Source organism: Corynebacterium diphtheriae (assembly GCF_001457455.1).
GTDB lineage: Bacteria > Actinomycetota > Actinomycetes > Mycobacteriales > Mycobacteriaceae > Corynebacterium > Corynebacterium diphtheriae.
In genome coordinates this window covers 1,731,124-1,753,118 of sequence record NZ_LN831026.1, presented here as the reverse complement: position 1 = coordinate 1,753,118, position 21,995 = coordinate 1,731,124, and the positions used below count along the sequence as shown (strand labels likewise).

18 protein-coding genes are annotated in these 21,995 nt (G+C 53.0%); 16 read left to right on the top strand and 2 right to left on the bottom strand.

The window, feature by feature from the left end; translation table 11 throughout:
• Position 1 precedes the first annotated feature (1 nt).
• A complete protein-coding gene (gene idi / locus AT687_RS08410; protein ID WP_003852358.1) occupies positions 2-553 on the top strand; it encodes an isopentenyl-diphosphate Delta-isomerase in 552 nt (183 codons plus the stop codon).
• On the opposite strand, the gene AT687_RS08405 is transcribed toward idi, so the two are convergent.
• On the bottom strand, positions 540-1,739 hold the full coding sequence (locus AT687_RS08405; RefSeq protein ID WP_014319234.1) for an alpha/beta fold hydrolase: 1,200 nt from the start codon (positions 1,737-1,739) through the stop codon (positions 540-542). The genes idi and AT687_RS08405 overlap by 14 nt on opposite strands.
• Here AT687_RS08405 and AT687_RS08400 point away from each other — a divergent pair.
• Entirely contained in the window at positions 1,738-3,747 is a 2,010-nt protein-coding gene (locus AT687_RS08400) for a M3 family metallopeptidase (RefSeq protein ID WP_014319233.1), read from the top strand. The genes AT687_RS08405 and AT687_RS08400 overlap by 2 nt on opposite strands.
• Entirely contained in the window at positions 3,747-3,947 is a 201-nt protein-coding gene (locus AT687_RS08395) for a hypothetical protein (RefSeq protein WP_003852353.1), read from the top strand. The genes AT687_RS08400 and AT687_RS08395 overlap by 1 nt, the downstream gene beginning before the upstream one ends.
• A 146-nt stretch (positions 3,948-4,093) precedes the next feature.
• Here the strand turns inward: AT687_RS08395 and malQ are convergent, their stop codons facing one another.
• Positions 4,094-6,262, bottom strand: coding sequence for a 4-alpha-glucanotransferase (gene malQ / locus AT687_RS08390; protein ID WP_014319232.1), 2,169 nt, complete (start codon positions 6,260-6,262; stop codon positions 4,094-4,096).
• 96 nt (positions 6,263-6,358) lie between these two features.
• On the opposite strand from malQ, the gene AT687_RS08385 reads away from it, so the two are divergent.
• The 13 genes from AT687_RS08385 to recO all read left to right on the top strand — a co-directional run bounded on the left by AT687_RS08385 (position 6,359) and on the right by recO (position 21,977).
• Positions 6,359-8,188, top strand: coding sequence for an AMP-dependent synthetase/ligase (locus AT687_RS08385; RefSeq protein ID WP_014319231.1), 1,830 nt, complete (start codon positions 6,359-6,361; stop codon positions 8,186-8,188).
• A gap of 75 nt (positions 8,189-8,263) precedes the next feature.
• Positions 8,264-11,515 (top strand): TIGR03773 family transporter-associated surface protein, encoded by a 3,252-nt coding sequence (locus AT687_RS08380; RefSeq protein WP_014319230.1) that lies wholly within the window; start codon positions 8,264-8,266, stop codon positions 11,513-11,515.
• Positions 11,516-11,653: 138 nt separating this feature from the next.
• Positions 11,654-12,325: a hypothetical protein gene (locus AT687_RS08375; RefSeq protein ID WP_003852345.1), complete on the top strand. Its 672-nt coding sequence runs from the start codon at positions 11,654-11,656 to the stop codon at positions 12,323-12,325.
• On the top strand, positions 12,315-13,448 hold the full coding sequence (gene hemW, locus AT687_RS08370; RefSeq protein ID WP_014319229.1) for a radical SAM family heme chaperone HemW: 1,134 nt from the start codon (positions 12,315-12,317) through the stop codon (positions 13,446-13,448). Before AT687_RS08375 ends, hemW begins: the two co-directional genes overlap by 11 nt.
• Positions 13,449-13,487: 39 nt before the next feature.
• Positions 13,488-14,525: a heat-inducible transcriptional repressor HrcA gene (gene hrcA / locus AT687_RS08365; protein ID WP_014310683.1), complete on the top strand. Its 1,038-nt coding sequence runs from the start codon at positions 13,488-13,490 to the stop codon at positions 14,523-14,525.
• 73 nt (positions 14,526-14,598) lie between these two features.
• The gene (gene dnaJ, locus AT687_RS08360; RefSeq protein WP_014319228.1) at positions 14,599-15,726 is read left to right on the top strand and encodes a molecular chaperone DnaJ; all 1,128 of its coding nucleotides are present in this window, start codon (positions 14,599-14,601) and stop codon (positions 15,724-15,726) included.
• A 1-nt stretch (position 15,727) separates the two neighbouring features.
• Complete coding sequence (locus AT687_RS08355) at positions 15,728-16,486, top strand: 16S rRNA (uracil(1498)-N(3))-methyltransferase (RefSeq protein ID WP_003852338.1); 759 nt, start codon at positions 15,728-15,730, stop codon at positions 16,484-16,486.
• A 47-nt stretch (positions 16,487-16,533) separates the two neighbouring features.
• Positions 16,534-17,502 (top strand): PhoH family protein, encoded by a 969-nt coding sequence (locus AT687_RS08350; protein WP_014302186.1) that lies wholly within the window; start codon positions 16,534-16,536, stop codon positions 17,500-17,502.
• Entirely contained in the window at positions 17,503-18,093 is a 591-nt protein-coding gene (gene ybeY / locus AT687_RS08345; protein WP_014319226.1) for an rRNA maturation RNase YbeY, read from the top strand.
• Positions 18,090-19,418: a hemolysin family protein gene (locus AT687_RS08340; protein ID WP_014319225.1), complete on the top strand. Its 1,329-nt coding sequence runs from the start codon at positions 18,090-18,092 to the stop codon at positions 19,416-19,418. The genes ybeY and AT687_RS08340 overlap by 4 nt, the downstream gene beginning before the upstream one ends.
• A gap of 10 nt (positions 19,419-19,428) precedes the next feature.
• Positions 19,429-20,280 (top strand): pyridoxal kinase PdxY, encoded by an 852-nt coding sequence (pdxY, locus tag AT687_RS08335; RefSeq protein ID WP_014302185.1) that lies wholly within the window; start codon positions 19,429-19,431, stop codon positions 20,278-20,280.
• A gap of 51 nt (positions 20,281-20,331) precedes the next feature.
• A complete protein-coding gene (gene era / locus AT687_RS08330) occupies positions 20,332-21,249 on the top strand; it encodes a GTPase Era (protein ID WP_003852330.1) in 918 nt (305 codons plus the stop codon).
• On the top strand, positions 21,249-21,977 hold the full coding sequence (gene recO / locus AT687_RS08325; protein WP_014319224.1) for a DNA repair protein RecO: 729 nt from the start codon (positions 21,249-21,251) through the stop codon (positions 21,975-21,977). Before era ends, recO begins: the two co-directional genes overlap by 1 nt.
• The last annotated feature ends 18 nt before the right edge of the window (positions 21,978-21,995 follow it).

Below are 21,995 nucleotides of genomic sequence, written 5' to 3'. Positions count from 1 at the left end.
TATGAATGACGTTGAACTGGTTGTGCTTGCCGATGAATTCGGCAAGCCGTCCGGCACTGCTGTGAAAAGTGAAGTGCATACTACGGATACTCCTTTGCATTTCGCTTTTTCTTGTTATGTGCGAAACAACAAAGGTGATCTGCTCATTACTCGGCGAGCACTGAGCAAAAAGACATGGCCAGGAGTATGGACTAATTCTGCTTGCGGGCATCTTATGCCGGGGGAAACCCCTGAGCAAGCGGTTGCCCGCAGGGTACCTCACGAGATTGGGATTTCGCAGGACAAATTAGTCAACATCGCGTGTGTCTTGCCCGATTTTAGTTATCGCGCTGTGGATTCACGCGGCATTGTGGAGTGGGAAATCTGCCCAGTATTCACTGCAGAGGTGACTGACGATACTCTCATGCCTGAAGCTGAAGAGGTGGACTCACTAGTGTGGGTTGAACCAAGTAAGCTTATACATGCAGTGCATTCTGCGCCGTTTGCGTTTAGCCCATGGATGGTAGAGCAATTGCAACATGAATCACTTCGTACAGCACTTACGACTTCATAAAACCTGTGCGAACATGGGCTAATGGATCAGTGATGATGTGGTCTTGGGAACCGTCGAGACGCATACACATAACACTGCGACGTTGCCCATAAGGTTGCCAAAGCGGGTCGTACCCACGGGCAAAGATCACTGCTATGTCGTGAACTTTGCCCGTGCCGAAAATTTCAGGAAGGTCCTCGCAGTGCAGTGCTGGTTCTCCTGCGAATTCAATTACCCATGGATTTCGTGCTGCAGCAACGTGTTCAACCCAGCGTCGGATCATAGAATCCGAGGTGAGCTGTGCGAAGTAGGTGTCGTCGGGAAGCTGCTCGATATATTTAGGCAACGCGTCGAGCCCTTTGGCTAGGTACTTTCGTATGTACTTGGACCAACGCGAGGCCTGGAGTTTTTTCACCCCGACAAAGTCGGCGCATTCGTCGGTAGTGTAGGTGACCACTGTAGGCAGTGTGACCAGTTCTTTCGCGTTAAAGGGGTGCGGGCCAAAAGCGAGGTCGGTGAAGTAACGCCGGCGTAGTGAGGTTTCAGCACGGACTACTTTTCTGCGTGGCAAGCGCTCGAGTCCTGTTTGAGTAACTGGCGCAGACAACGCCCAGCGGGTAGCGCTTCGGCGATCGCCGCCGCGAGGGAACGCTGGGGAAGATACCCATAGACGGCGAAACAGCCCTGTGTAGTGATCGCGGCGCGCAAGCCATAGCGCGATTCCGCCACCGGCACTATTGCCCATGACCGTGACATTTGTGGGGTCGCCACCAAAGGTTTCGATATTTTCTTGGACCCATGTCAGCGCCACTGCGCAATCGTCGATGCCACGATAATGGTGGGGTTCCTCCGCGGCAAAGGGGGTAAAGCCTTGGATTCCGAGGCGGTAGTCAATGCTGACCACCACGACTTTGTCTTCGGCAAAGGTCAGTCCCGAAATATCATCGCGGGAACCTTCGAAATAGGCGCCACCGTGGATATAAACGATCACGGGGTAATCGGCGTAGCGATGAGCTGCTTTAGGTGCGGTGATTGTCGCATGGAGCTCAGTCCGGTAATTATTGTGATAGTCACCTTGGGTGGGGGTAAAACAGCGAACTGCTGCGGAGTACTCGGAGGGCAAGGTGGCGTAGGCGACGGCGTCGAAACGCGCTGCGTTGCCGTGGACGGTTCCGGTGTACGGTCCCATGGTGATCTGCTCGGACATGGCGTTAACTTTAGTACGATTGCACTTTATGACTAATCCTTTGCTTCAACCTTCCACCTTGCCGTACCAATTACCGCCATTTGCGGAAATTCGAGTAGAGCATTATCTCCCAGCTTTTACTGAGGCACTTGTACGTCACAGTGCGGAAATTGCTGCGATTGCGAACAATCCAGAACCTGCCACGTGGGAAAATACGGTCGAGGAGCTCGAGCGAAGTGGTCGCGATTTGGAACGAGTGGCGGCAGTCTTTTTTAACTTGCATGGCACGGATTCCAGTGCAGAAATGGATGAGATTGCTGCTGAGATCGCCCCACGGCTTGCGCAGCATTCGGATGAGATGTATCTCAACGCTGAGCTGTTCGAAAGAATTAAGAAGTGCACGCCACCAGCGGATTCAGAGTCGCAGCGCTTGCATGAGCACATTATCAGGACATTTACTCGCCACGGTGCTGGCCTAGAAGACGTTGCACGTTTGAAAGAAATAAATGCGCGGTTGTCGGTGCTCTCGGATATGTTTGGCCGTAATTTATTAGAGTCCACGCAGAAATTAGCTGTGGGTTTTTCCTCGAAAGAGGAGCTCGCGGGGCTAAGTGATGCTCGCATTGAGTCGGCTGCCGCTGATGCGAAAGCATTGGGACGCGACGGCTATGTGCTTCCGCTAGAGCTGCCGACGGTCCAAGGCGAACAGAGCTCGCTAGAGAATCCGCAGTCTCGGCAGCGGGTATATGAGGCGTCGCAACGTCGAGGCGCCGAAACTAACCCTGAGGTGCTCGTGGAAGTGGTGCAGCTACGGGCCGAGCGGGCCGAATTGTTGGGATACCCAACCCACGCGGACTATGTGATTTCTGAAGAAACGGCTGGAAGCGCCGAAGCTGCGCGAAAGCTTCTTTACGATTTGGCACCCGCGGCGACCGCAAATGCGCTGGCGGAAAAGAAGCTGCTGTCGGAGGCTGCAGGAGAAGAGATCAATCCTGCAGATTGGCCGTACTGGGAATCTCACGTACGTCTGCGCGATTATGCGCTCAACGAGGAAGAACTATCACAGCATTTCCCGTTGAAGAAAGTGCTTGTCGACGGAGTATTCTTCGCCGCACATCGCCTCTACGGTATTACTGTGGAGCCGCGCCCAGATCTGGAAGGCTACGCCCCTGGTGTCGATGTGTGGGAAGTTAAGGAAGAAGACGGCCGTGGTATCGGGCTATTGCTGACTGATTACTACGGGCGGCCGTCGAAACGCGGTGGTGCTTGGATGAGTAGCTTTGTCGATCAATCGGAGTTGTTGGGTACAAAGCCTGTTGTGGTCAACGTTATGGGGTTGACGGCACCAACCGATGGTTCGGATGCACTGCTCAGTATTGATTCGCTGACCACTGTATTCCACGAGTTCGGCCACGCGCTTCATGGTTTGCTGTCCCAAGTGCGTTACCCAACGTTTTCTGGCACAAACGTGCCACGCGACTACGTGGAGTTCCCATCGCAGATCAACGAAAACTGGGCGTTTGAGCCAGAAGTATTGCGTAACTATGCGCCGAATCTTCCTGCACATGTGGTTGACGCTATTGAAGAAGCACGCCAGTTTGGTCAAGGATTCGCCACAACTGAATACCTTGCTGCGGCGATCATTGATCTCGCGTGGCATTCGTTGACCAGCGCACAAGCTCAAAAGTTGTCGGCCTCAGACATAGAAGAATTTGAACGTCGTGCACTCGAAGACGCCGGAATCGAAGGCGTACAACCTCGCTACAAGTCCACCTACTTTAATCACATTTTCGCAGGTGGATACTCTGCTGGGTACTACTCGTATCTTTGGGCCGAAGCGCTTGATGCGGATGGATTTGACTGGTTCAAGGAACAACCAGACCCCCGCGTTGCCGGACAACGATTCCGTGATCTTGTACTTTCACGCGGTGGTGCCGACGACTTCACTGAGGCCTATGAATCACTTCGTGGTCGCGAAAAAGATGTCGCACCACTGCTACGTCGCAGGGGCCTATCGGGAGCCATGTGATGTCCATCTTTGACACCCCCAGCCAGATACTCACCACAGCACCATTGTGGATTCAAACCCCTGTGGTGCTGATCGTGGCCGTGCCGTTGTGCGCGGCGCTGGCACTCGGCTGGTTAAGGCTTATCGACGTCCTTGGTGCAAGGCTACTGCGCGCAAAACGGTGGGCAGAGGCTAAAGTAATGAAGCACACTGACGAGTAGGAAAGCAGGAAACCATGGCTAATCCAGAGGAGCTAAGAAAACAGGACCAACGCCTCCCGAAACGAAAGAGGAAATATCCTCAATCGCGGGTGACGCAGGCCCTGTATCTCCTGATTATCCTCGTCGTAGTCGCGTGGCTTTTAAGCCTAATGTAGGCGAGTCGACGCCTTTGTTACCGCTTGATAGACGGGGTTTTCGGCCAAGTCCTCGATAAGGACTGGAGTGCCGGACTCGTCGCATAGCGGAATACACCAGTTCGGGTACTGATCCGAAGTAGTACCCGGCTGGTTCTGCGCACGCTTATCGGCTACCAGATCCACCAATGCGGTACAGGACAGTGCTGATGGCGTACCAGCCAAGAAGCGGTGAAGTGCGGAAAGCAATTCGACGGAGCTGCCGCGGTCAGCACGATCTACACCGTGGAAATCTGCAGGAACGATGGACTCAAATGCGCCCGAGTTACGGACCACGTTGAGGATATCTGCCTGCCAGTTCAAATCCTCGGCATACTCAGTTGCTACATCGGTGGTCAAAATTCCGAGTTCCTCACGCAACGCAATGTGCTCGCCAGCAAGATAGCCCGCTGTCGGTGGCAGATCATGGGTGGTTACCGAGGTCAGCGCCAACTGACGGTACTCGTGCTGCTTGCGAGGGCCACCTTCTGGGGAACTTTCGAACCACAGCACTGAAGTACCCATGATGCCTCGGGACGCAAGGAAGTCTTGAACCCATGGCTCGAAGGTACCGAGGTCTTCACCGATAACCACTGCGCCTGCACGCTCTGCCTCAAGAGCAAGTACGCCCACAAGTGCGTTGTGATCGTAGTTGACGTAAGTACCCGTTTGTGGAGACTGCGTACGTGGAATCCAGAACAAGCGGAAAAGACCAAGAATGTGGTCTACACGGACACCACCGGCGTGGCGCAGCACCGTGCGCAGCAGGTCACGCCATGGGATATAGCCGGACTCTGCCAAGCGGTCTGGGTGCCATGGTGGCTGAGACCAGTCTTGGCCTTGGTGGTTGTAGCTATCTGGTGGCGCACCTACCGAAGCGCGGGCGGCTAGGGTGTCGGCAAGCGAAAGTGCATCGGCACCCGCAGGGTGAATGCCCACGGCGAGATCGGCGATGATACCGATGCTCATTCCAGCGTCGGTTGCGCGGGTTTGAGCAGCACCAAGCTGTTGATCGCAGATCCATTGCTGCCACATGTAGAACTGGATAAGAGATTCTTTTTCCGGAAGAGCGGCATGTGTTGCGGAGCTCTCCAAAACTGCTAGTTCTTGGTCGGCACACCACGAAGCGAAGTCGCGTAGGCCTTGGCCTTCGGTGGCGATGAAGTCCTGGAAGTCCTGTTCACGTGCAGGTTCGCGCTCTACATTGAATACCGCGTGCAGAACCTGCAACTTGGCATCAAAAATTGGATTGCGCTCAATCTTTTTAGGGGTGAGATTAAGTGCTGTGAACTCTTCCGCAAGTTCGGCGACATCATTCTGTAGGTCATCGTCGAGAAGCAAGTGCTCAGGGATATCTTCGATGCGGATATAAATTGGGTTGATAAAACGCCGCGTAGTAGGCAAGTATGGGGAATCCTCAACTGGTGGCATCGGCTCAGCAGCGTGCAGAGGGTTAATCAACAGATAGTCAGCCTGAGGAGCAAGCGTCTCAGCCAGCAGGCCGAGGTCATTGAAGTCACCCATGCCCCAAGAATTCTTACTACGAGCAGAGTACAGCTGCGCCATAACACCGCTGACAGGGTGCTCTGCATACTTGTCGGCGGTAGATAGACGCGCTGGGGTCACGATGAGGAAACAGCTTGACGTTAGCGTGTCGGAGGTCAAGGTGATGGTGTGCCAGCCCAGTGGAAGGTCGGACGGCAGCTGGAAGGAAGCTTCACCCCAAGTAATGCCATCAACTTCACGGGGTGGGGCCCAGTTTTCAACCTGGGTAACCTCTGCGGTTGAACCATCTTCCAAAGTGATGGTGATGTCGGCGGGAGCACCGTCGTGAACATGGACGTTGAACACGTAGGGATCGCCTTCGACGGCAACCACACATCGGGGGAGGGGGCGGGTTGCTTCGGCGTCGTAACGCTGTTGTAGGGCGTAGCGGATTTGATCCTCGCTAGGCATAGGCCCAGTTAAAGGCTCGTGGTCGGTGGTGGGTTCGTCTTCATTTCCGAAGCAAACTCCGAGGGATCGCAGGGTCTTGACCAGCGTGTCATCCGAAACTTCCACGTGTGCTCCACCGAAACCGGAGTACGACGAAGAGATTGCGTGGGCAGCGGCCAGCTCGCGTAACAAATCTGAGTAACTCACAGTTAACTATTCTGCCATTAACCGCCTGTCTCAAACGGTTTTCGGCTAAACCGACTACATTTGTTGGCGATAGCAGTCGTACAAGGAGAATCATCGGTGCAAGAAGTAACCGCAGAGGCTAAATACACTATCGGCCCAAATGAGACCTGTTTGACCGCCATGTTGGACACCGCTAAAGCGCGTCCTTTTGGTGTGATGTTTACTCGTCCCAAAAATTATGAGTGGATAAATGTCACATCACAAGAGTTCGTTGAAGAGGTCTTTGAGGTGGCAAAAGGGCTGATCCAGTCCGGTGTGGAACAAGGCGATCGCGTGGCGTTGCTCTCGGAGACACGCTATGAATGGTCGTTGCTTGATTTTGCCATTTGGGCAGCCGGCGCAGTTTCCGTGCCAATTTATGGATCTTCCTCGCTACGCCAAGTTGAGTGGATTATTGAAGACTCCGGTGCAGTGTTTGCAATCACCGAGACGCGAGAGCACTCCGAGCTAATGAAGAACCTCGTGCTTGGCGACGACGGCCACCCGCCGCTCAAGGGATCCCCCTCGCAGCTACGACGCATCGTAGAAATCAACTCCTCTGCAATTTCGACTTTGAAATTCGAAGGACGCGATGTGCCTGATTCCGTCGTGGAGGAACGCATTGCCAACACGTCGTCAAGCGATCTGGCTTCCTTGGTGTACACCTCGGGCACTACTGGTCGCCCCAAGGGCTGCTGCCTGACACACTACAACTGGTTATCGCAGGTACGTGGGCTTCTAACTAACGACATTGGTGCCATTGCCGTTCCAGGCAACCGTGTGCTCACCTTCCTGCCGCTTGCGCACGTGCTCGCTCGCGCAGTGTCGCTAGCCGTTGCGATCGGCGGTGCAACGCAATCTCACTGGTCTGACTTCTCAACCATTTCAGTGGAATTCCAGCGTGCCCGCCCCAACCTGATCCTGGGTGTGCCACGCGTATTTGAAAAGGTGCGCAATGGTGCAGCCGCAAACGCCATGGCAGCTAGCCCCATCAAAGGCAAGCTCTTCCTCGAAGCAGAAAAAGTTGCACAAGATTACTCGCGTGCACTGGATACCTCCGAGGGACCAAGCCGTGCGCTGCAACTCAAACACAAGGCATTCGACAAACTGGTCTACCGCAAGATTCGTGAGGCCATGGGCAACGCCGTGCGCTATTGCATCTCCGGCGGATCGGCAATCAGCCCAGACCTTATGCACTTCTTCCGCGGACTCGGCGTACCTGTCTACGAAGGCTACGGTTTGACCGAAACCACAGCAGCAGCGGCCGTGGACTTTAGCAACCAAGAAATCGGCACCGTCGGCCCACCAGTCGGTGGTACTTCGATTCGCATTAACGACGACGGCGAGATCCTAGTCAAGGGCAACATCGTCTTCGACGGTTACTGGAAGAACGAGGAAGCCACTGCCGAAAGCATGCATGACGGCTGGTTCAATACCGGCGACCTAGGTGAAATCCTCGAGTCGGGGCACCTAGTGATCACTGGACGAAAGAAAGACCTCATCGTGACAGCAGGCGGAAAGAACGTTTCGCCTGGGCCGCTGGAAGATTCTTTGCGTTCGCACCCACTGATCAGCCAAGCGATGGTGGTAGGCGACGGCAAACCATTTATCGGATTGCTGATCACACTCGATGAAGACATGCTCAAGCGTTGGAAGCTCAACCGCAACATTCCTGAAGGAAAAACAGTGCGGGATCTGTCTTCTGACCCAGTACTTCGAGCCGAAATCCAAGATGCTATTAACTTGGCAAACTCGACTGTTTCGCATGCCGAAGCGATCAAGAAATTCTACATTCTGGATCGCGATTTGTCGGAGGAAGCAAACGAGCTCACTCCAACGATGAAGGTGAAGCGCAACGTTGTGGCACGTCGATACGCAGACGCTATCGACGCCCTCTACGGGCACTAACCCCGCTAATTGACATCGGATTCCAATAGAGTAAATTTGTGTACAAATTACACATCTAAATCAATAAGGAATCCGGTGTCATCCCTCATCCGCCGTCGCGCCTTTGCAGTGCTCGCAACCATATCCCTCGTTGCCCCCGTACCAGCACTCGCTGGCCCCAATGACAATCTCACCGTCCGCACCAAAGTACATGTGGATTCACCTAATGCATTCTGGGATAAGAAAGAAAACAACTTCACTCTCAAATCAAAGAGCGGTGACGTTCTTCCGATTGAGGAGACAGTTAACTGGGTAAGTAAAGGTGCGAAGGATCTAGGGGAGTATGTCTACCGCGTACCTAATGACGAGCGATTGAAGTTTTTGGGGGAACCAGGAACTCGACTTTACGGCGCTGGAAATCCTGCGGGAGGTAAGGGCACTCCTATTTGGGCAGGCTTTGGTGCGGATATTAATTTGCCTACCGAGAAATTCCGCGATGGTGCTTTCAACATGGAAATTGTTGATTTCAAGGGCCCAGGCAAAATGGAACTGTTCCGTGGCACCGGTGATCCGACTGATCCAGTAGAACGCTTTTGGTCATCGCATGAAAAAGGCTTGCGAGCCACATGGGTAGAAAGGGGGAACCATACCCACAATCAGACTACATACACCAAACCAGGACAGTACGAAGTAACTTATCGAGCTTCTGCTCGTACTACAGATGGCACCTTGATTGAATCCAAGCCACAAAAACTTGTCTGGCAAGTTGGCGGAACTGAACCTCGAAAAGATGGCTTGGGTGATGTGAAAAAAGCGTTTGATGCTGCTGCTGACTACGGCGAAGAATCAAAAGGTACCTTCACTATAGAACCATATAAGGGCGATAAATTTACGGCCAGTAAGGATATGACTCGTCTGTCATTGGACACTGGCAACAAAGAAGATTCTGGGCATGCCGTGTTTTATATCGATGGCTTCTATTTGGCCGAAGTTCCGGTTACAAACGGTAAAGCTGAATGGATCGAAATGATCGGTGATGAGGAATCCGATTTCCAAGCCGTCTATATACCAAACGAGGATGCTAAGAGTAAGCCTTGGATATCTGCTCCTATCACTTTTAAAACCGATGATCAAGTGCAGACAACAACTCGATCAGAAGACGAATTTCCACGAAGCCTTGAACAGGATGAAGCACCTGATTTTGATGCTGAAGAGAAGACTCCTACTGGAAATACGGTAAAAGTTTCATCTACTTTGAACGACTTCATCGCAAACGAGGACGAAGATGATGAATCCAGTACATTTAAAGCTGCTGATCTAACTGTTCAACCAGAAGATGATTCATTGGTAGTGCAGGTAAAAGGTGGGTACTACGAGGTCGAATCCGGCGAAGATATTAACGATGTTATGTCTTCCCAAGAACCTACGTGTATGACAAATTTCATCAGTTTCCCCGGTAATCGCACCACGCGGCACTCCGTTGATGATTGTGAAGGAGAAGAAAATTATGTTCTTGCACTGGATATTATTCCAACTTCGAGAACGATTGCTGGTGGAAAAGCTAGATTTGTAGCTGAACTGAAAGATGGTATCGCAAATACTGAAGGTGGTATTGCTGAGTTTAAAAAAGCCGATTTAGGGCCCGAAAAAGCATCCTCAACATCTCAAGATGTTGAGAATGTTGGGAAGACTCCAGATGCCGAAGAATCTGAACGTGCCGGTTTGGGCGGAACCAATGATGGCTCTCTTGTCGGTTCACTTCCTGAATTAACTGATCCTAAGGATGCCGGAACAGGTAGACCACAAGCTGAGTCCGCAGACGAAGACTTAACTGTTATTGACATTACTCATGGCCACGTGGATATTGCGCCCCGTGAAGATGGTAACGAATTAACGCTGCGGCTTAAGGACGAAAGCGGTATTGCAGCAAGAGAAGCTACGTGGCGTGAACCGAAGAATGTTCGCTTCATTGTAAAAGAAGACCGTTTGGTTGCTCTCAAGAATGACACTGGTCTACTCGGCAATGAAGGGGGAAAAGTATATATTCTTCCCGAAGATGGTCGCTTTATGAGCAAACACCCTTGGCCTGGTTTAAGCACTGAGGAGCTTTTTGCCAAGACAGGAAAGAACTACACATTCGATTTTAAAACTAAGTCTAAGCCGAAAAACGGTGCATGGATGGCGTTTACTGGCGGAAATAAAGTTAATCCACTTAAGGTTATCGCCGATTCCTCCAAGCCTGCATCTTTCAAAGCCGAAGGCTCCACACACAAACACATGTCGTGGGGTTTTACTGAGCCTGGTATCTATGAAATCGAAGTAACTGTTACTGAAGACGGCGGTAAGAAGACAAAGCCTGAAGTTCTTACTTTCGTCGTTGGTGATGCTGCGAAAAGTAAGAAGAACCAAAACGAGAAGAACGGCGCAGCAGCGAAAAAGCCACTGTTTGCTAAGCCAGCCTCGCCTAGCCAGGAAACTTCTGATAACGAAAAGGGAAGTCTGCGTCGTATTGAGACAGGCCACCTTGATTTCGGACCAGCGTTTGTCAACGACAAACTTGGTTTCTACATTGGCGACGAGTCGGGGCGCACGACGGACAACACCGATGCTAGCGGCCACCACGTGCACGACCCCAGCAAGGTGGTACTCGTTGTCGGTCCGAACCGGAAGCGCACTCTTGGTAAAGATGTTGAGCTAACTGAGGATACGGAATTTATTGGCAAACAAGGTGATACCTTCTACCACTTGCCGCTATCTGAGGATCACTCGGCTATCTGGCCTGGCTTTGACACCAACAAGATTGCTCATGCCTTCCCTAAGGGAATGGACATTGAGATCAAGCCAGAAAGTCAGCCTGAAGGTGCACAGTGGTATGCGCATCGATTCTCTAACCTAGGAACTGCTGCCGAGCGAATCGCAGACTCCACGGGTCCTGCTCGCATCCACAACGATGGGCCATTCCATTCGCACCTTGATTGGATCTTTACCAAGGCTGGTACGTACAAGATCCAAATGCGTGCAGTCAATGACAAGGATGCGACAGATTGGACCACGATTACCTTCGATGTTGACTCGAACAACGCCACTGAGGGAAGCGTCGATAAGCCTCTAAAGGCTGCTACTCCACTCAGCGGAGCTCCAGTGTCTAAGGCATCGGGGTCGGCATCCAAGAAGAAAGCTGACTCTACAAACAAGAAGAACGAGAAAGATAAGAAGAAGGCGGACAAGTCCAAGTCGGGTCTGCTCGCCAACACTGGTCTAAGCGCAGCAGAGTGGCTGATGGCATTGGCCATGCTTTTTATCGGAGCCGGATTCTGGATTTTGGGCATGAAGCGCATGCGCGACTAAGAAACCTTTTCAACTCACGGCGGGGCATCACCGAAACACGCACCAACTGGTTTACAGTTCAGGTTCGTAGCCGGTGATGCCCTCACGTCATTGGTAGTAGTGCATAGTTTCGTCACATCTGGGAAAAGGGGTCAGTGAATGCAGGTTATTCATCGCCACCGTGAGCTGACCCAAGAAATCTTCAACATTGGCGACGAAGTAGCAACCTACATAGAAAACCTCGGGGAAGCCATCGCCGACTGGGATGCGGAACTCGTAGAAGACTGCGTAGCTGAGCTCAAAGACATCATCGCCGAGGCCCGTCATGATTCCCGAGTAGTGATCAACGAACTAGTGGGAATTCGCCAAGCACTCACCTCAGGTTTGGCATCAGGAACAGTAGGAATTTCCGACCCAGTAGTAGAAGATGTAATACGGCCAGTGGTCGTCACTGCGGATTCCCTGCGTGATCGCTTTCCCATCCGCAACTCGCCAGTGATCGTTCGCGAACTCTCACTCGCCTTGGAAGCACGCACAGATCTGGTGTGCTCGGTACTTGATAACGCCGTGCAATGGGAACTGCAACAAACCGAACGAGCAGCCCGCGACCTCAACTCGGTCAACGTTGCACTGCTTTATGCCCGCGTCGGGGAAATCGTGTTGTCGGCTGCGCAAGCGTGGCTCGACGTCGTTGCCGTAGAACACCCAGGTTTTACCCGCACCATGCGCGGTGCGCACCCGCCGCGCTTTCTTAACGAACGCGCACGGATCGACGCAATCGTGGCAAAAGTAGCAGCTAAACGCCAAGATTCAGGAAAATATGTCGGATAGTTTTGGAGTTTATGTCCACGTCCCGTTTTGTTCCTCACGCTGCGGATACTGCGACTTTAATACCTACACCCCTGGTGAACTCGGCGGAACAGCATCTCCCGAAAGCTACCTTGATGCGCTTGAAAAAGAACTTGAGCTAGCCGCAGCCTCGGGAACCACACGCCCTGCAACCACCGTGTTTATCGGCGGCGGCACACCATCGATGCTCGGTGCTCGTGGCCTAACACGTGTTCTCAGCGCTGTGCGTAACACCATCGGGATTGCACCAGGCGCAGAAGTCACCACTGAATCGAATCCAGAGACAACCTCCCCAGAGTTCTTCTCGGCGCTGCTCGATGCCGGTTACAATCGCATTTCTTTGGGAATGCAGTCGGCGTCGTCAAGCGTGCTGCGCGTATTGGAACGAAAACACACCCCAGGACGTGCCTTCGACGCCGCCCGCGAAGCCATGAACGCTGGGTTCCTGCACGTAAACCTCGACATGATCTACGGCACGCCCACCGAGACTGACGACGACGTTCGTCTTACCTTGGATCGCGCATTAGAGACCGGTGTCGATCACATCAGTGCATATTCACTCATCGTGGAAGACGGCACCGCCATGGCACGAAAGGTACGTAAAGGCCAGCTGCCTCTTCCGAATGAGGATGTGTACGCCGATCGCTATGGGCTTATCGATACCGCGCTGCGTGCCCACGGTTTTGACTGGTACGAGGTATCCAACTGGGCAAAGCTAGGAGGCGAATGCCAGCACAACCTCGGCTATTGGCTCGACGGCGATTGGTGGGGTGCAGGCCCAGGCGCGCACTCACACATAGCGTCACGACGCTTCTTTAACGTGAAGCACCCCAGTACGTATGCACAACATCTTGCTCAAGGGCAGCTGCCAATTAAAGAAGAAGAGCTACTGAATAACACTGAGCGGCATGAGGAATCAGTCATGCTCGGGCTACGCCTGCGCCACGGACTTGAACTCACCCGTTTCACAGAAGCAGAACGCGCAGTAATCGATAAGTACGTGAGCTTAAAACTCCTGCATATCTATGATGGTCGCGTTGCTTCCACACTGCAAGGTCGCCTGTTGATCGATGGGATCATCGCCGATATTTTGGTCGCCTACTAAGGTAAATAGGGTAAATCGTCAGAGACCTTAGGGGAGACAATGGCTGGAGCTACCGATCAGCGTAGGCAAGAAGTGCTGCGTGCGATCGTTGCCGACTACATCGCATCCCAAGAACCTGTGGGATCAAAAGCACTGCTGGAACGCCACAACCTCAAGGTCAGCTCGGCGACAATCCGCAACGATATGGCCATGCTGGAATCAGAAGGCTACATCGTTCAGCAACATGCAAGTTCAGGGCGAATCCCCACCGAAAAGGCTTATCGCACCTTTGTTGATTCCATCAACGACATCAAGCCGCTTTCCGTTGCGGAGCGCCGGGCTATTTTGGGGTTTCTGGAACGAGGCGTTGATCTTGAGGACGTACTCAAACGATCTGTGCAGTTGTTGAGTCAGCTCACCCGCCAGGCAGCGGTCATTCAGTTACCAAACCTCAACGTTTCTCGCGTAAAACACTGCGAGGTCGTACTGCTGAGCCCAGTTCGACTTCTACTCGTGCTTATTACCGATAACGGTAGGGTAGAGCAACGCAACGTAGAAGTAGACCAGATCTGCGAACCGGAGCATGTGGCAAAAATGCGCGATGTTCTCAACCGCGCACTGGACAACAAAACCCTCAGCGACGCCTCAGCGTCTCTTGCCGAGCTAGCAGCAGGGGAGATTCTGGTCGATCCCGATATTCAGCCGATGATCCTGCGCTGTGCCACAGTGTTAATTGAAACATTGGTGGAACAACCCAATGATCGCCTCATATTGGCAGGGGCTAGCAACCTCACCCACATTGCTCGAGAAATGCCGTCCTCACTTCCGGCCATGTTGGAGGCGCTCGAAGAACAAGTCGTGGTGCTCAAACTGCTTACCAACGTGCGCGACCTTGGGCATGTGAGCGTGCTCATTGGCGAAGAAAACGAAGACGAACAGCTCCGTGGCACCTCGGTTGTCACCACCGGCTATGGTGCACAAGGTGCAACCCTCGGTGGACTAGGGGTAGTAGGTCCCACTTTTATGGACTATTCGGGAACAATGTCCAAGGTCTACGCCGTTGCACACTATGTCAGTCGAGTGCTCAGCGGGGGCTAAGTTAGGTCTTTGCTCGTAATCTCGATAACATTGTTTGTTTCACTGATCAATTGAGAGGGAAGTTTTTCGCACCGTGGCACGTGATTATTACGCAATCTTGGGCGTCGAACGTGACGCCACTGATAATGAGATTAAAAAGGCCTACCGTAAATTGGCCCGTAAGTATCACCCAGATGTGAACGATACGGAAGAAGCCGCTGAAAAATTTAGCGAAATCTCCATTGCCCAAGAGGTGCTTCTCGACGCCGAAAAGCGCCGTATCGTCGACATGGGTGGCGATCCGATGGCCCAAGGTGGCGGCGATGCTGGCTATGGTGCAGGTGGCGGACTCGGCGACATCTTTGAAGCATTCTTTGGCGGCGGTGGCGGCAGCCGAGGCCCACGATCGCGTGTTCAGCCAGGCAGTGATGCCCTCCTGCGCACCACCCTGACACTAGAGGAAGCCTACCTAGGCACGAAGAAACCCATCACTATCGATACAGTTATCTTGTGTGACCGCTGTGAGGGCACTGGCTCGAAATCCAAATCAAAGCCAAACGTGTGCAGTACCTGTAACGGTAGTGGTGAAATCCAGCAGATGCAGCGCTCCTTCCTTGGAAATGTGATGACGTCCTCGCCATGTCCAACCTGTCGAGGCACGGGTGAAGTCATCCCAGATCCATGCGATAAGTGCGGTGGCGATGGCCGCGTGCGCACCCAGCGCGACCTCATTGTTAACGTTCCAGCAGGTATCGCTGATGGCATGCGTATTCGCATGGCTGGTCAGGGCGAGGTAGGCCCAGGTGGTGGACCTGCAGGAGATTTGTACATCGAAGTGATGATGCAGCAGCACCCCGTGTTCCAGCGTGAGGGCAACGATCTGCACATGAGTGTGCACGTGCCCATGGTGGACGCTGCCTTGGGTGCGACCACCTCGGTGGAGTCGTTGTCTGGCGATGCCATTGACTTTGAGATCCCTGCGGGTGTTCAGCCAGCAGAAACCATCGTTATCGAAGGCAAGGGTATGCCTCAGCTACGTGGCGAAGGATTCGGCAACATGATTGCTCACGTTGACGTATCCATCCCTACCCAGCTTGATGAAAAATCCAAGGAGCTGCTGAATAAGCTTCGGGATCACCGTAGCGATGAATCGTCAGTCCGGACTGCTGACGATTCTGATGATTCCCTCTTCGGTCGCCTCCGCAATAGGTTCCGTCGCTAACATGTCGCTTCCAGTTTTTATCTATAACCTCGAAGACCTCGTCGCCGGTAAGCACAGTGAGATTCCTACCGGAAATGTTGTCCTCGATGGGGCAGAAGGACGCCACGCGGTCAGCGTTAAACGGATGACAGCAGGCGAGCAGATCAAACTGATCGACGGCCGAGGTGGTTGGGCAACAGCGACAGTGGCGTCGACAAGCGGGAAAAGTACGCTAAATCTTCAAGTTTTCGAATGCAATGAAGAAGCCACCCCCACACCTACGGTGACTGTTTTCCAAGCGATTCCGAAATCGGAACGCTCAGAATTGGCCGTTGATCTGCTTACCCAAGGTGGCGCCGATGCGATCGTTCCGTGGGAAGCGCATCGATGCGTAGCCAAGTGGGTCGGCGCCAAACGATCCAAGGGCGTGCTCAAATGGCAGCAAGCAGCAATCGCCGCTGCGAAGCAGTCGCGACGCACTCGAATCCCCGAGATTGCCGAGCCAATGACCACCGCTCAGATCGCAGAACAACTCGAGCAATTCGACGTTGTGCTGGTGCTTCACGAGGACGCCGCAGTGCCGTTCGCTACGGTTGATGTCAGCACCGCAAAGTCAATTGCCTTAATCATTGGCCCCGAAGGTGGAGTGAGCCCCGACGAAGCAGAAGCATTCCGTAAAGCTGGTGCCCGCGCCGTAAAGCTCGGCCCCGAGGTACTGCGGACTGCATCAGCGGGAATCGTGGCGCTGGCTGCTCTCGGAGTACAGACTTCTCGCTGGTAGTGTGGCAAACAACGAACATTTTCTCTCAGATAGGTTGAACCGAAACGTTGGCTGACTTTATAACTCGCGCCATTGAACTGGACGAGCAATACTCTCAAGCAATTTTGGGGATCAATGATCAAAACCTCAAAGTGCTGGAAAACCTACTCGATTGCACCATTTTTGTGCGCGGTACCCGTGCGACGCTCAGCGGGCGCGATTTTGAAGTTTCTCGTGGCATTCGCGTGCTACAAGAATTGCAATCCATGGCAAAACGCGGGCATGCGATTAGCCCAGATGCCGTGAAAAATGCAGTAGCAATCGTCGCAGAAGACACCCCGCATTCTGTAAGTGCTGTGCTGGCAAGTGACATCGTGGCACGTCGCGGTAAAGTCATTCGCGCCAAAACCCTTGGTCAGAAAGACTACGTTGATGCTATCGACCACAACACCATTGTGTTTGGTTTAGGTCCTGCCGGTTCTGGAAAAACCTATTTGGCGATGGCTAAGGCCGTGCAAGCTTTGCAGGCTAAACAAGTCAACCGCATTATTTTGACGCGACCTGCGGTTGAAGCCGGCGAAAAGCTGGGATTTTTGCCTGGCACGCTTAATGAGAAAATCGACCCCTATTTGCGTCCGCTTCACGACGCTTTGCGCGACATGGTGGACCCAGAAATTATTCCTAAGCTCATGGAGGCCGGAATCGTTGAAGTAGCTCCGCTGGCTTATATGCGTGGTCGAACGCTCAACGATGCGTTTGTGATTTTGGATGAGGCCCAAAACACCACTCCTGCCCAGATGAAGATGTTTTTAACTCGTCTCGGGTTTGGATCCAAGATGGTGGTCACAGGTGACATCACGCAGGTGGATCTGCCTGGGGGACAAAAATCTGGTTTGCGGTTAGTTCGCGATATTCTTCGTGGAGTAGAAGGCGTTCACTTTGCCGAGCTTGGTTCGGACGATGTGGTTCGCCACCAACTTGTGGGCCGGATCGTTGATGCATATGACGCCTATGAAGAACAACTAAAGGACAAATAAATGAGTATCGAAGTTGTTAACGAATCTGGCTTCGACGGCGTTAACGAAGAAGCGCTTATCGACGTCGCCACGTTCGTGCTCGGCGAGATGGATGTGCACCCTGACGCCGAAGCCACCATCTCCGTCGTTGACGTTGCCACTATGAGCGATCTTCACGTGCGCTGGATGGACCTAGAAGGGCCAACCGACGTAATGAGTTTCCCCATGGACGAACTAACCCCAGGCATGGGGCGCCCCGACGCTCAACCTTTTGGGTCCGCGATGCTCGGAGACATAATTTTGTGCCCCGAATTTGCAGCTAAGCAAGCAGCCAAGGCCGGCCACGATATGGGGCATGAATTGGCACTTTTAACCACGCATGGCTGCCTGCACTTGCTAGGGTACGACCACATCGAGCCGGAAGACGAGCAAGAAATGTTTGCCCTGCAGAATGAGTTGCTGCAGGACTGGTACACCTACTGTGTACGTCGTGGCGTAGAATTCCAGCCAAAACCGAGCAACGCAGGGGCATTCCCTTCTGCTGCTGACCGTGCAGAACTAGACAAACTTGTACCAGGTGGCGGCATTCCGGCTATTGGGGAACCGCAGTGAGCCCTGTAGTTTTAGGGCTGATTACTCTTGCTGCTTTGTTGTGTTCAGGATTGCTAGGAACCGTCGAAGCAGCAGTCAGTTCCATTTCGCTTGCTCGTGTGGAGCAAATCGACAAAGATAAAGAAACTCGTGCGTCACGAGTGCTACTCAACGTCGTAGAAAAACGAGCAGAGCACATCAATCTCTTGGTGCTGCTCAAAACTTTTCTTGATGTCACTGCTGCGGTGTTTGCCGCCATGCTCACACTGGAGATCATCGATAATGAGACGTGGGCGCTTACCGCAGCGATTGTTGGGGTGGCCCTAGTAACCTTCACCGTCGTCGGTGTGTTTTCTCGAACTGTGGGCCGCAAAAATCCTTATACAGTCTCCTTATCCTCGGCATTTTTGCTCAGTGCGCTTGCGAAACTGTTAGGACCAATTGCGCGGTTACTCATTCGCATTGGCAATATCATCGCGCCGGGGCCTGGTTTTAGAGACGGCCCCTACAACACTGAAGTAGAACTGCGTGAAATGGTCGACATCGCCCAAGAGCACGGCGTGGTGGAGATCGAAGAACGTCGGATGATTCAATCCGTTTTCGATTTGGCGTCGACAACCGCACGATCTGTGATGGTTCCCCGTACAGATATGGTGTGGATCGAATCAGGTAAAACGGCTGGTCAGGCCACCAGTTTGTGTGTGCGATCGGGTTTTTCGCGTATCCCAGTGATCGGGGAAACTGTTGATGACATCATCGGTATCGTCTATCTCAAAGACCTAGTTCAGCGCACCTACTATTCTACGGATAGCGGTCGTTCAGTGCTGGTAGATGACGTTATGCGACCGGCAACTTTTGTTCCCGACTCTAAAAACCTCGATGCGCTGTTGCACGAAATGCAACATGATCGCAACCACATCGCCATGCTGGTAGACGAGTATGGCGGTATTGCCGGTTTGATTTCGATTGAAGACATCCTCGAAGAAATCGTCGGTGAAATCGCCGATGAGTACGATGACCGAGAAATGGCTCCGATCGAACGACTAAACGACACGGAGTTGCCTACCTATCGCGTTGTGTCGCGATTGTCTTTGGATGATCTTATCGAAACCATCGACGAGGATCTTGACCGAGAAATCGAGTTCAGCGAGGAAATTCTCGATCAAGTGGATACCGTGGGCGGACTCATTGCCTTTGAAAAAGGCAGAATCCCGTTGCCAGGTACCACAGTGACCACGTCTGGTTTGCAGCTTCAAGCCGAAGGCGGACGTGATAGGCGCGGTCGAATTCAAGTTCGATCTGTGCTCGTGTCTGTTTTGCCTGTCGAATCGCTTTCCGAACTATAGGATGAACCCCATGAACATTTTGTCGATCCAGTCCCATGTTTCCTACGGCCACGTTGGTAACTCTGCCGCAGTGTTCCCATTGCAACGCATTGGGCATGAAGTATGGCCGGTTCATACGGTGAACTTCTCTAACCACACCGGCTATGGGCAGTGGGGTGGCGAGCTCATTCCTGCAGCGCAGGTGCGTAACGTGATCGACGGCATGGAACAGCGCGGCGCTTTCGAGCGTATCGACGCCATCTTGTCCGGCTACCAAGGTGGTTCTGACATAGCTGATGTGATCGTCGACGCAGTTGCGCGGATCAAAGAGGCGAATCCCCAAGCTGTGTATGCCTGCGATCCCGTCATGGGCAATGCCAAATCTGGCTGTTTTGTATCGGATCTCATCCCGCCATTGCTGCGCGACAAGGTGGTCCCAGTGGCAGACATCATCACGCCTAACCAGTTTGAGCTGGAGTACTTGACCGGCGTGCCAGCGCACGATACTACCTCGACGCTTGAAGCTATCGCTGCTGCACAGGAAATGGGACCCGATACCGTCCTCGTGACCTCGGTGCGTCGCCCAGAAACTCCCGCTGATGCGATCGAGATGATCGCTGCTAATGAGCAGGGAGCATGGTTGGTGCGAACTCCGTTCATCGACTTTAAACGCAATGGTTCCGGTGATGTGACCGCTGCACTGTTTACGGGTCATTACATTCGCGAGCGCGACGCTGCAGACGCTCTCGCACGTACAGCATCGTCAGTATTCGATTTGATCGAAACTACCTTCACAGCGGATTCGCGCGAATTGCTTATTATCGAGTCCCAAGAAGCCATTGCACATCCTCGCCTTCAGTTTGAGGTTGAGCAGATCGCCTAACATTGGCATAGAATCACTTTTTAAGTTCTTTCACACAACATAAGGAGATAGGTGAGCTTCACCGACACACCCGAGGGATTTCGCTCTGGTTTTATTAGCTTCGTTGGACGACCCAACACCGGAAAATCTACGCTGACCAACGCTTTGGTAGGGGAGAAGATTGCGATCACGGCTAACCAGCCGGAGACAACGCGACACCCCATTCGTGGCATCGTGCATCGCGAGGATGCGCAGATCATCGTGGTAGATACCCCTGGTTTACATAAGCCACGCACGTTGTTGGGTGAACGCCTTAACGAGGTTGTGAAAGATACCTATGCCGATATGGATCTTATTGCCATCACGGTTCCTGCTGATGAGAAGATCGGCCCAGGTGATCGCTGGATTCTTGATGCGGTAAAGAAGGTAGCACCTAAGACACCGCTGCTGGGCATCGTTACCAAGGTTGATAAGGCAAGTCGTGATCAGGTGGCAGTGCAGCTCATGGAGCTTCACGAGCTGCTCGGCGGTAATTCTGAGGTAGTGCCAGTTTCTGCCGTTACCGGTGAACAACGTGACGTGCTTCTCGACGTGATCACGCGGCTGCTGCCAGAAGGTCCGAAGTTCTACCCTGATGATCACATCACTGACGATGACACGGAGACTCGACTTTCTGAGCTGATTCGTGAGGCCGCATTGAGCGGACTCAAAGATGAGCTTCCGCACTCCGTAGCGGTGCAAATTGATGAGATCTTGCCAAACGATGAGCGTGAGGGAGTTCTCGACGTTCATGCGGTGATCTATGTTGAGCGTCCAGGACAAAAATCGATCCTGATCGGTAAAGATGGCCGCCGCCTTGGTCGCATCATTCACAATGCGCGCCCAGAAATCATCAAGATTTTGGGAAGCAATGTGTACTTGGATCTTCGTATCAAGGTGCTCAAGAACTGGCAGCAGGATCCAAAGCAGCTAGGCCGACTAGGGTTCTAGTGCGTCGAGAAAGTTATCGGGAGCGAGCCCTTGTGGTTCGCTCCTACGACTTTGGTGAGGCAGACCGCATCATAGTGCTTTTTACCCGCGGTCGTGGCATCGTGCGCGGTGTTGCTAAGGGCGTGCGTCGGGCAAAAAGTCGATTTGGTTCACGGCTACAACCCTTTGTTGAGCTAGACGTTCAGCTCTATCGTGGCCGTAATCTGGAGTCCATTACAGCAGCCGATACCGTGGCATACTTCGGGGCTAAGATCATTGATGATGTCACACGCTTTTCTGCTGCCAGCTCGATCTTGGAGGGCGTCGAAAAGCTCGCGGTAGGAGACGAGCCTCGTCTTTTTGATCTCACCGTCACAGCGCTGAAAAACATGCAGACTTGTGCGCATCCTGTCGCTGAAGTAGACACTTTCTTACTGCAAGGAATGAACATTGCTGGTTGGGCACCCAGCCTGTTTGATTGTGCACAATGCGGGGCATCAGGTCCACATCATGCATTTCATCCCAGCCCAGGTGGGGCAGTGTGCGTGCATTGCCGCCCCCTAGGTGCGCAAGAAGTAGACCCAGAAACCCTCCATATGATGTGGCTGATGGCCCAAGGGCACCGTGATGCAGTAGCCGAAATTGGTACACCGGAGCGCTATCAACAAGCCCATGCACTCATCCGATCCCATTTGTCATGGCATGTGGAACGCGGTCTTGCCAGCCTCAGTGTGCTTGACCAAGTGTGATAGTGGCAGAATAGTCGG

Excerpts from the sequence above, each read along its gene's own strand:
- hrcA (WP_014310683.1), top strand. The coding sequence starts at position 13,488 with ATGGCTGGAGCTACCGATCAGCGTAGGCAAGAAGTGCTGCGTGCGATC.
- AT687_RS08355 (WP_003852338.1), top strand. The coding sequence starts at position 15,728 with ATGTCGCTTCCAGTTTTTATCTATAACCTCGAAGACCTCGTCGCCGGT.
- pdxY (WP_014302185.1), top strand. The coding sequence starts at position 19,429 with ATGAACATTTTGTCGATCCAGTCCCATGTTTCCTACGGCCACGTTGGT.
- ybeY (WP_014319226.1), top strand. The coding sequence starts at position 17,503 with ATGAGTATCGAAGTTGTTAACGAATCTGGCTTCGACGGCGTTAACGAA.
- AT687_RS08400 (WP_014319233.1), top strand. The coding sequence starts at position 1,738 with ATGGCGTTAACTTTAGTACGATTGCACTTTATGACTAATCCTTTGCTT.
- AT687_RS08375 (WP_003852345.1), top strand. The coding sequence starts at position 11,654 with ATGCAGGTTATTCATCGCCACCGTGAGCTGACCCAAGAAATCTTCAAC.
- AT687_RS08405 (WP_014319234.1), bottom strand. The coding sequence starts at position 1,739 with ATGTCCGAGCAGATCACCATGGGACCGTACACCGGAACCGTCCACGGC.
- idi (WP_003852358.1), top strand. The coding sequence starts at position 2 with ATGAATGACGTTGAACTGGTTGTGCTTGCCGATGAATTCGGCAAGCCG.
- hemW (WP_014319229.1), top strand. The coding sequence starts at position 12,315 with ATGTCGGATAGTTTTGGAGTTTATGTCCACGTCCCGTTTTGTTCCTCA.
- AT687_RS08395 (WP_003852353.1), top strand. The coding sequence starts at position 3,747 with ATGTCCATCTTTGACACCCCCAGCCAGATACTCACCACAGCACCATTG.